The organism is Chloroflexota bacterium (assembly GCA_018648225.1).
Taxonomy (GTDB): Bacteria; Chloroflexota; Anaerolineae; order Anaerolineales; family UBA11858; genus NIOZ-UU35.
This window is the reverse complement of sequence record JABGRQ010000199.1, coordinates 64,041-73,987: the sequence shown is the minus strand read 5'-3', so window position 1 is coordinate 73,987 and position 9,947 is coordinate 64,041. Positions and strand designations below refer to the sequence as shown.

The window sequence follows — 9,947 nt, the reverse complement described above, 5'->3', positions numbered from 1 at the left end:
CGTAGATGATGTTCCGCGGCGCGACTCGCTCTCTTTTGAGCAAGTCGCTGTCACGCCGGGCGGCTGTGCATCCAATGTTGCCATCGGGCTGGCTGCGCTGGGTGTGTCCACCGGCCTAATCGCCCACACCGGTGATGATGATACGGCTGAAATGCTTTTCCGTTATTGGGAACGCGTGGGGTTAGATACGCGCTTCGTACAGCGCACCCCGGGCAGCACCGGCGTCAGCATTGGCCTAGTGGATCGCGACTACCAACCGCGTTTTGTCTACACGCCCGGCGCCAATCGTGGTCTGACCGCCGCTGCCATTGATCCGCAGACCATCGCCGCTGCCGGGGTGCGCCACTTCCACATTTCCGGTTTCTTCGTGTTGCCCAATCTCTCTGCTCTGCTCGATGAAAAGCTGTCCACCCTGCGTGTTTTGGGCATCACGACTAGCCTGGATGTGGTTTTTAATAATCGTATGGATGATCCCCAATTGCGCGCCGCTTTGTGGGCTGCCCTGCCGCAAGTGGATTATTTTATGTGTAATGATTATGAGGCCTTTTGTCTGGTGGATGAACGTGATCCGGCGCTGGCGGCGCAGAAATTTAGGGAGCGTGGCGCCCGAGGCGTAATCGTCAAATTGGGGGAGAACGGATGCTACCTCGATGTGGATTCTGTGCCCCAACGGATTCCTGCCCTCAAAGTGGATGTCGTGGATACCACCGGCGCAGGCGATGCTTTTGCTGCCGGCCTGGTCGCAGCCCTCAGCCGTGGCGCGGATATTGTCCAGGCCTGTCAGGCTGGCAATCAGGCCGGGGCGCGGGTCTGCACGCGCCTGGGGGCTATCGAAGCCTGGCTGGAGTGATATAGCTTCCCCGGTCTCCCGTCTTCTGTCCTCCATCTGTTCCGCGACCAAATCTCTGTCTCTGCATCTAATTTTCAAAAATGTGTAATCGTCAATAGAAACTTGAACATTATAAAAAAAATGGATTGTCATGCTGAGGTGTAGCCGAAGCATCCAGCAAAACGCCCTTCGCTGCGCTAGACCCTTCGCATTCGCTCAGGGTGACGATCAAGTTGATGTAAAAACTGTTCAAGCTGCTATTGACAACTATATAATTTCCAACAATGTATTGTTTTTTCGCGCGCAACTAAGGAGTATTCTTGATGACAGAAAAGCATTCGACAAAAATGGGGATCATCCGAAATTTTGCCCCTGGGTGGTTCGCCTCGGTTATGGGTACCGCCGTTTTCGTTGTGGAAGTTTTTGTCTTCCGCGACAGCCTGCTCTTTGCTAATTTTTTGCAATTATTCTTCCTTGGGCTGGCGGCAATTATGTTCATGCTGATTTTCATTCCCTGGATTTTACGCTGGATTCTGCACTTCGATGCTGTGCGTGATGAACTACATCATCCGGTTTCAGCATCTTTCTTCCCCACCATGCCGATTTCGTTGATTATTTTGGGCATTGCATTCGAGAAAGCTGGCCCACTCTTTCTACCAGAAGCCATTCTCTTCCCCATGCTCCAGGTCCTGTGGATTTTGGGTACGCTGGGCATCGGCGGTTTTGCGTTGGCGCTGCTCAATATCTATTTTCACCGCCAAAACCTGGATTGGAAAGTCGGCAACCTGGGCTGGCTGATTCCTCCCGTCTCGGCGCTGATTGTGCCTGTGTTGGGCAATAGCCTGGCGGTGGAATATGCCGGTACGCTGATGGGTGCGATCAATTTTTTTGCCAGCCTGATCTTTTTGGGCATCGGCGGAATTCTATTTCTATTTGTGATGACGACCGTTTTCTCGCGCTATATGTTCCATGAACTGCCCCCTTCGCATTTGGCCCCCACAATCTGGATTGGCATCGCCCCCACGGCGATTTTGGCAATTATCGCAATAAAAATTATCCAGCCACTGGCGATTTTCTTCACCGCCCCTGAAACAGCCACCCAAACGATCGCTATTTTGGCTAAAGCGGCGGGCATCAGTTTGTGGGGATTTGCATTTTTCTGGCTATTGCTGGCAATCACGGCCACCCTGAGCCAGCATCGTAAATCCCCGCTGCCTTTTGCGATGAGTTGGTGGGCTTTTACCTTCCCCTTCGGGGCCTTTGTTGTCTCGACCGGGGTTGTTTTTCAGGCTACGCAGGCGGCTTTCTTCCAGTGGATTGGGTTGGCATCATTGGTTGGGTTCCTTGTCATCTGGGGGATAGTAGCCGCGCGCACCGTGCAAGGGATTGTTTCGGGCGATATTTTTAAACCAGCACATTAGGATGACGGGGGACGGAAGACAGATGACCGAGAGATATTTCACTGGTCATCCGTCCTCTGCCTCCCGTCTTCTTTTACCAGTATCTCACTTGCAGTGGATCTTCGCGCCTGGCAAGGACCTTCGCTAAAAGCATCCCTGCCACGAATCCGCCGATATGCGCCCAAAAGGCCACCCCGCCCACATCCGGGCCGCCGAGCGACATCACGCCAGAGAAAAATTGCAGCACAAACCACAGACCGAGCACAAGCGAGGCAGGCAGCATGGTCATACGGATAAAAAATCCCAGGGGAACGAGAGTCAGCACCCGGCTTCGAGGGTACAACACCAGATACGCGCCCAGCACCGCGGCGATCGCGCCGCTGGCTCCCACGGTAGGAATTTGCGAACCGGGGTTGGTGAGGATATGTGTCAATGAAGCCACGATGCCCCCGATGAGATAAAAGAGCAAATAGCGTCCGCGGCCCATGCGGTCTTCCACATTATCGCCAAAAATCCACAAATAGAGCATGTTGCCACCAATATGCGCCAGTCCGGCGTGCATGAACATGCTGGTGAAAATATCCGTAATGTCGCCCAGGCTGATGCTGGTTGTGAACGAGAAGGGGATCAGTGCAAATTCGTAGACCAGCGCCTGCTCGTTGGGGCCTAGCATACTCTGGAAGAGATATACCAACACATTCAGTGCAATTAAAGTGTAATTGATGAGCGGAAAACGACGGGTGGGGATTTCATCTCGAATGGGGATCATTTTTGAACTCCTATATGGGCTAACCACAGAGATGCACAAGGCTCAGAGCTTTTTTTGTAAAAATGCAGCGATTTTCCGTGTTCTTTGTGTCTCCGTGGTGGAATTTATTACAATTGCGAATTCTCTTTCACCAGATATATACCCGGCAGGCTGATGAGGGTGGTCAGCCCTTTGATGATGAGATTGCTCAAAAAGATCGACCAGACCACCGCCGCGGGCATTACCCCGCCGAAAGCAATCCAGACAAAGAGCAGGCTATCTACGGGAATGCTCAGACTGTTGCTGATCAGCACGCGCGCCCACTGGTAGTGATGGGTGACTTTTTCGACCCACAGGCGGTAGCCCTCGGTGTCGATCAACTCAGAGACCACCTCGGCGATAATTGAGGCAAATACAATTCGCCAGACGGGGGCAAGCACCATGCCGAACTCTTTTTGAGGCCCCACAGCCATATCGGCAGGCAGAATGGATGTCAGCCAGAAAAGCCCGGCCATTAAAAGGTTAATAACGGCTGCGGCTACAATCAGAGCGCGGGCAGCTTTGATCCCGGCAGCTTTATGCACCATATCGCGCAGCGTGAAGGTGAAGGGGTAAACGAATGTCCCGGCGTCAATTGAAAATCCGGCGATCATCACGATCCGCAGGCTGGCAATATCGGCCATCATCTGAAAGGCCACATACGCAGCTGAGGTAAGAATAGCGGTCAACATAATTGCACTCCAAATAAAAATAATTGCGTTTATAAAATGTATGGTTATGGGAAAGCAGTGGTTTCTGTAGCGCAATCAAGTATACTATTCCTGCGCTGTATTGTAAAAAATTGTTCAGGAATTTACCTGTCTGTTGGAGTTTCAATGTTTTCGCAAGCTCTCGATGTACTCAAAAAAGATTTTCACTTTCAAGTGTTTCGTGAGGCAATCTTTCTTTGGATCGCAAATCACTTGCCGCGTTTGCACACGGCAGACGCGTTGCGGGCTTTGGTTTTGAAACTCGCTGGAATGCAGATTCAATACCCTGTACAGATTTGGGCGCCAGTTGAAATGCGTCCAATTGGCGCGGCTGGAAACGTAACGATTGGGCGCGATACATTCATCAATAGTCATGCTCGTTTTGCGGCTCGCCCCCCCGCAACAATCACGATAGGCAAAAGTGTTTATATTGGCCCGCGTTGCTCTTTTGAAACCATCCATCATGCGCTGGTGGCGGATGCGCAGGGTCATCGAGTTGCTGAACCACGTTCGGTCGTTGTTGAGGATCAGGTATGGCTTGGGGCTGGTGTCACCATCTTGCCTGGAGTCACCATTGGGCGTGGCAGCGTTATCGCCGCCGGGGCGGTAGTCGCGGCTGATGTGCCAGCCTACTCTCTCTTTGGTGGTATCCCGGCCCGGTTGATTCGCTCCCTGGATGAGCCGGAAGCCTGATTTTGCACAGCTTGACCATCGCCAACGCCTGAACTACAATGCCTGATGTTTGTCGGATCGATAATGAAGATTTCGCTGAAAGACCTCCGAGATTTCAGCGAAAAAATCTTTGCAGACCGGTTTTGTGAAAATCTCGGAGGTCTGAAGAAAAACTTATGGAACTATCTGTTGTAATTCCTGTCTACAATGAAAAAGAGAGCCTGCCGAAATTACATGCCGCTCTGAATGAAGCGCTTGGCGTGATTTCGTATCCTTGGGAAATTGTATATGTGGATGATGGCAGCACGGATGGCAGCCCCGATGCGCTGGCCGAATTGGCCGAGGCGGATACGAAGCACACGCGTGTGGTTGCCCTGCGGCGCAATTTCGGCCAGACGGCAGCGATTGCGGCCGGGCTGGATTATGCGATGGGTGATGTGATTGTCTTGATGGATGCCGATATGCAGAATGATCCCGCCGATATCCCGATGATGCTCGAAAAAATGGATGAAGGCTACGATGTGGTCAGTGGATGGCGCATCAAGCGTCAGGATACTTTTTTCACGCGCACGCTGCCCTCGCGCATTGCCAATGGACTGATCTCGTGGGTTACGGGCGTTAAACTGCACGATTACGGCTGCACGCTTAAAGCCTATCGCCGCGATGTGATTACCGGCTTCCGCCTGTATGGCGAGATGCACCGTTTTATTCCCGCCTATGCCGGATATGTTGGCGCAAAAATTATCGAAGTCCCCGTGCGACATCACCCGCGCGAATTTGGTAAAACCAAGTATGGTCTGGAGCGAATTCTCAAGGTGATCCTCGATTTACTGACAGTCAAATTTTTGATTAGCTACGGACACAAACCCAATTATCTTTTTGGCGGCCCCGGTATGGCTATGATGGCCGCTGGAACGGGCTTGCTGGCTTTTTTGGTGATTCGGCGCATTGTGACATTGGTCTCTGTACTCGAATCGCCTTTTTTTCCAGTCAGCCTGATTCTCCTGATTATGGGCTTCCAGTCTATTCTCATGGGCCTGATTGCCGAATTACAGGTACGTACTTATCACGAATCGCAGAAGAAGCCGACGTATACCGTGCGGCGTAAACTGAATGTAGGAAGTAAGGAGTAGGGAGAAAAATGATGAATGATGAATGCTGAACGGTGAATATTCTGCATTCATCATTCATCGTTCTGCATTTCTGACTTCCCATCATGTCTTCTTTAAAACCCTCTCAAAAAAGAACCTGGCTCCGTTGGGCCGGGACTCTGCTGACCCTGGCCTTGCTGGGTTATCTTTTCACCCGCCAGGGATGGGGCGATATTCTGGCGGCGATTGCGCAAATTTCCTGGTGGCATCTTGTGTTGGCTTTATTGCTGACCTTGTTTTCCCGGCTGGCGGTTGCTGGGCGTTGGTATTTTCTACTTTCGATTCCGGAGATGGAAGTCTCCTATAAAAAAACCGCCCAGCTCACGTTTGCGGGATTATTCGCTTCGAATTTTCTTCCCACCACAGTTGGTGGCGATGTTGTACGTCTGGCGGGCGCGGTGCAACTCAAGCTTGATGGCCCCATTAGCGCCGCCTCCCTGGTGGTAGACCGGCTGATTGGCCTGCTGGGGATGGCCTTGGCGGTGCCTTTCGGCGCGGCGCCCTTGTGGAACTGGTTGATCCTCGATCAGGGCTGGAGAGACGCTTTTCAATCCTCGCTGGCTGCTGCCGGGTTGGGCGGTCTCTGGCTGCGGGTGAAGAACTTGCTCAATCGACTTTTCGGCGCTTTTGGTTTGTGGAAACGCCAGCCCGCCGCGTTGTTACTTTCCCTGGCGATGACCAGCTTGCACATGCTCTTTCTTTACACCACCATTGCCTTGTTGCTGCGCGAGATGCACGACCCCATTCCCTTTGGCCTGATTGCCGGGTTGTGGAGTTTTGTCTACCTGATTACCTTGCTGCCGATTTCGATCAACGGCTATGGCGTGCAAGAAATCGCCGTGACGCTCATCTATACCAATGTGGGTGGTATTTCTTTGCAAAGCGGCCTGACGATTGCCTTGCTGATCCGTACCCTGCAAATGTTTGCCAGTTTGCCCGGCGCGGCTTTTGTGCCTGCGATCATGGCGGCAAGAGATAAAAATGACCTCGCCTGAACCCCGTTTGGAAGCGATTTTTGAATCCCGCCAACCGCGTAATGATCTAACGTGGTTGTTAATCGTTTTTGCTGGATTATTTAGCGGATCGGCATACCAGATTTCGCAGCAGCTCCTGGCCCTTGGTGCGATTTTTACTCTGCGGGCGCAACGCTGGTGGTTGGTGATCGGCCTTTACGGGCTTGGAGTTTTAACCCTAAGTTTGGCCGCATTTATGCGGACTTCCCTCGGGGGGCGTCTCTTCGTCAAGTGGGTGCGTTTCCCTCGTTGTGTGCGCCGCCTGCGCTGGCTGGGCTTCGGGGGTATTATTTTCGTCATTGCGCTGTACCCAGCCCTGGTGCTGGCCCTGATGAGCGATCTGCTCGCCGATATTTTCCCACGGCTTTTGGTATATCTGATCCTGACATTGATGGGCGCGCTTGCTTTGCGCGTAGCCGATGCGCGTTTGAAACTGCGCGCCGCGGCGCTGGTCGCCGGATTATTGATTGCCTTCAGTTACCAGATCGCCACCTTCGGGCTGAGCATCAGCGCTTATCCTTTTTCCCTGAGTTGGTCGGAAACCAGCCGTTTTTATTATGCGTCGCTGTTTTTTGCCGAAAAAGTGTATGGCATGGCACTGCCGCCTTCCGTGCTGCACCCCACGCGCTATCTGATGCAATCGTTGCCCTTTTTGATCGATGGCATTCCGCTTTGGGGACATCGCCTGTGGCAGGTTGTCTTGTGGGTGTTTTTCACTTTGGGGGCGGCCTGGCTCTTTGCCCGCCGTTTACGCTTGAAAAATCCGCTTGTGTTGTGGATGATAGTTTTTTGGGGTTATCTATTCCTGTTCCAGGGGCCGGTGTATTATCATCTGGCCATACCGTTGATGATCGTTTTTGCAGGCTTTGATGCCAAAAAATTCTGGCGCAATTTGCTGGTGGTCGTGCTGGCTTCGGTATGGGCAGGAGTCAGCCGTCTGAATTGGTTCCCGGTTCCGGCGATGCTGGCAGCGATGCTCTATTTGCTCGAAGCGCCGCAGAATGAAATACCCTGGTGGCGTTATCTGCTGCCGCCTGCTGTTTGGGGGCTGGTGGGTACGGTGACGGCCTTTATAACCCAAGCCGCGTATGTCGTTGTGTCGGGCAATGATGCCGAAAAATTTACATCCAGTTTTTCATCAGATTTATTATGGTACCGTCTGTGGCCGAATGAAACCTATGCACTGGGGTTGGTGCTGAATGCCTTGCTGGTTTCGTTGCCAGTGTTGTGGTTGTTATTAGCGCGCCGCGGTCGGCAGGCGGGAATCCGTATGCTGGGGTTGCTGGCGTTGGTGTTGGCCTTATTCGCGGGCGGTCTAATCGTCAGCGTGAAAATTGGCGGCGGCAGCAACTTGCACAACCTGGATGCTTACCTGGCCTTGTGGATGGTATTGGGCGGGTATTTCTTCTTTGGGCGTTTTACCGCGGAGACTTCCGAAGTCTCTACAAAGAAATCTGCGTTGGAAATCACTTCGGTAAGACTTTGGAAATCTGCAACCTGGCCGCTGCTGCTTTCTTTGGTAGTCGTACCGGTCTTGTTGACGCTAAAATCCGGCGCGCCGTTTGACTTGCCTGCTTCAAATGTGGTTAATGCCTCGCTGGATGCGGTGCATCAGCAAATCAATTACGCCGCACGCGATGGCGGTGAGGTTTTGTTGATCTCGCAACGCCACTTGCTCTATTTCGATGAGCAGATTGACCTGCCGCTTGTGTCGAAGTACGAAAAAGTCTTTTTTATGGAAATGGTTATGTCGCGCAATGCTGATTATTTGAACGCTTTCTATGCTGACGTGCAAAATCAACGCTTTGTGGCCATTATCACCGATCAGGTGCTAGAGAACTACAAAGACCCCACTGAAGAAGCCTGGGTCGAGGAACATAATCTCTGGGTGCAGTTGGTCTCGCGGCCCTTGCTGTGCTATTACGAGCCGCGCCTGACCTTGCGCCAGGTGCATTTGCAAATCCTTTATCCGCGCTCCAATGTGGATAACTGCCCGGCCTTGGATGAAGCCCGGCAAATATTGCCGTAAAAAATAACGCAAAGGCGCCAAGAAGGAAAGTCGCAAAGAAAAAATCTTTGCGCCCTGGCGTCTTCGCGAACCCCGTGCCCTTTAGGGTATTGCGTTAAAACGTATGCGAATTCTAATTATCAACAGCGAATATCCTCCCATCGGTGGCGGTGCAGGCAATGCCAGTGAATTTTTGGCGCGGGAATTGGTCGCTGCGGGACATGATGTGCAGGTGCTGACCGCGGCCTATGCCGATTTACCGCGCACGGAACGACGAGGCGGGGTGCAGATTCAGCGCATTTGGGCTTTCCGTCGCAAATTAGATCGTTCCAGCGCAGTAGAGCAAATTGTTTTTATGCTGGTCAGTACCCTCCGAACCTTAAGCCTGCTTCCAAAGAGCCGCCCGGATGTGATTGTGGCTTTCTTCGGTATCCCCAGCGGATTGGCGGCCTGGGGGGCAAACGTGCTGGCTGGGGTTCCGTATATCGTCTCGTTGCGTGGCGGCGATGTGCCAGGTTTTCGCCCCTATGATTTTGCCCGTTACCATCGTTTGGCGGCTCCGCTAATTCGCATGATCTGGCGGCGGGCGCAGATGATTGTCGCCAACAGCGCCGGCCTGGCCGAGTTGGCGCGTGCGTTTGACGCCGACGTACCTTTGTGCGTCATCCCCAACGGGGTAGATTTACAGAAATATGCTCCGGCTAAGACTTCCGAAGTTTTAACAAGAGAATTACCGGCGGAAATGGAATTGCAAAGACTTCGGAAGTCTCAGGATGCACCGCCGCGCCTGCTTTTCGTCGGGCGGCTGGTCTATCAAAAAGGGCTGGATTTGCTCTTCAAGGCGCTGGCCGAGTTACACGCACATCCCTGGGAACTCTGTCTGGTCGGCGATGGTCCCCAACGTCCGCGGCTGGAGTCTTTTGCCGAGAAAAATCAAATCACCGCGCGTGTGCGTTTTGCTAACTGGCTGGATGGCTCAGCCCTGTTGGAAGAATATCACCAGTCCAATCTCTTTGTCTTTCCCTCGCGGCACGAAGGTATGCCCAACGCCGTTCTGGAAGCGATGGCCTGCGGCCTGCCCGTGATCGCCTCGCACATTGCTGGCAACGAAGAACTGGTTGTGAATGGCGAGACTGGCCTGCTGATACCACCAGAAGACGTGGATGCTTTGCAGCAGGCTTTGGCGCAACTGCTCGTAGACCCTGAACGATGTAAGCGTATGGGCGCTGCGGGCCGTCAGCGCGTGGAAGCACACTACGCCTGGAGCCAAATTGCGGCGCAATATATGGAGCTAATTGGCGATCTGGCATTCAGGAATTCGGAGTTGTAAATCGGCGGTCGGTAGTCGCTTTCCTGTCTTCTGTCCCCCGTCTCACT

9 protein-coding genes are annotated in these 9,947 nt (G+C 52.9%); 7 read left to right on the top strand and 2 right to left on the bottom strand.

From position 1 onward, the window contains the following. Together HN413_17370 and HN413_17365 are read left to right on the top strand one after the other, a co-directional pair. A partial coding sequence (locus tag HN413_17370) for a sugar kinase (protein MBT3392172.1) occupies positions 1–850 on the top strand: 850 nt, incomplete at its 5' end. Positions 851–1,152: 302 nt separating this feature from the next. Then, positions 1,153–2,250 (top strand): hypothetical protein, encoded by a 1,098-nt coding sequence (locus HN413_17365; protein ID MBT3392171.1) that lies wholly within the window; start codon positions 1,153–1,155, stop codon positions 2,248–2,250. Positions 2,251–2,323: 73 nt separating this feature from the next. Here the strand turns inward: HN413_17365 and HN413_17360 are convergent, their stop codons facing one another. After that, on the bottom strand, positions 2,324–2,998 hold the full coding sequence (locus tag HN413_17360) for a rhomboid family intramembrane serine protease (protein ID MBT3392170.1): 675 nt from the start codon (positions 2,996–2,998) through the stop codon (positions 2,324–2,326). Between the two features lie 107 nt (positions 2,999–3,105). After that, positions 3,106–3,708, bottom strand: coding sequence for a queuosine precursor transporter (locus HN413_17355; protein ID MBT3392169.1), 603 nt, complete (start codon positions 3,706–3,708; stop codon positions 3,106–3,108). 144 nt (positions 3,709–3,852) lie between these two features. On the opposite strand from HN413_17355, the gene HN413_17350 reads away from it, so the two are divergent. From HN413_17350 to HN413_17330, 5 genes are all read left to right on the top strand, one after another. Beyond that, positions 3,853–4,419: an acyltransferase gene (locus HN413_17350; protein ID MBT3392168.1), complete on the top strand. Its 567-nt coding sequence runs from the start codon at positions 3,853–3,855 to the stop codon at positions 4,417–4,419. Positions 4,420–4,574: 155 nt separating this feature from the next. Beyond that, a complete protein-coding gene (locus HN413_17345; protein ID MBT3392167.1) occupies positions 4,575–5,531 on the top strand; it encodes a glycosyltransferase family 2 protein in 957 nt (318 codons plus the stop codon). Between the two features lie 83 nt (positions 5,532–5,614). Next, positions 5,615–6,544 carry a flippase-like domain-containing protein gene (locus tag HN413_17340; protein ID MBT3392166.1) on the top strand — a complete coding sequence of 310 codons (930 nt, stop codon included), beginning with the start codon at positions 5,615–5,617 and terminating at the stop codon, positions 6,542–6,544. Beyond that, positions 6,531–8,591: a hypothetical protein gene (locus tag HN413_17335; protein MBT3392165.1), complete on the top strand. Its 2,061-nt coding sequence runs from the start codon at positions 6,531–6,533 to the stop codon at positions 8,589–8,591. Before HN413_17340 ends, HN413_17335 begins: the two co-directional genes overlap by 14 nt. Before the next feature lie 103 nt (positions 8,592–8,694). After that, complete coding sequence (locus tag HN413_17330; protein MBT3392164.1) at positions 8,695–9,900, top strand: glycosyltransferase family 4 protein; 1,206 nt, start codon at positions 8,695–8,697, stop codon at positions 9,898–9,900. Positions 9,901–9,947: the final 47 nt, after the last annotated feature.

Bases quoted from the DNA above. Each gene is read 5' to 3' on its own strand.
- HN413_17330 (MBT3392164.1), top strand. From the start codon at position 8,695: ATGCGAATTCTAATTATCAACAGCGAATATCCTCCCATCGGTGGCGGT.
- HN413_17335 (MBT3392165.1), top strand. From the start codon at position 6,531: ATGACCTCGCCTGAACCCCGTTTGGAAGCGATTTTTGAATCCCGCCAA.
- HN413_17365 (MBT3392171.1), top strand. From the start codon at position 1,153: ATGACAGAAAAGCATTCGACAAAAATGGGGATCATCCGAAATTTTGCC.
- HN413_17355 (MBT3392169.1), bottom strand. From the start codon at position 3,708: ATGTTGACCGCTATTCTTACCTCAGCTGCGTATGTGGCCTTTCAGATG.
- HN413_17340 (MBT3392166.1), top strand. From the start codon at position 5,615: ATGTCTTCTTTAAAACCCTCTCAAAAAAGAACCTGGCTCCGTTGGGCC.
- HN413_17350 (MBT3392168.1), top strand. From the start codon at position 3,853: ATGTTTTCGCAAGCTCTCGATGTACTCAAAAAAGATTTTCACTTTCAA.
- HN413_17360 (MBT3392170.1), bottom strand. From the start codon at position 2,998: ATGATCCCCATTCGAGATGAAATCCCCACCCGTCGTTTTCCGCTCATC.
- HN413_17345 (MBT3392167.1), top strand. From the start codon at position 4,575: ATGGAACTATCTGTTGTAATTCCTGTCTACAATGAAAAAGAGAGCCTG.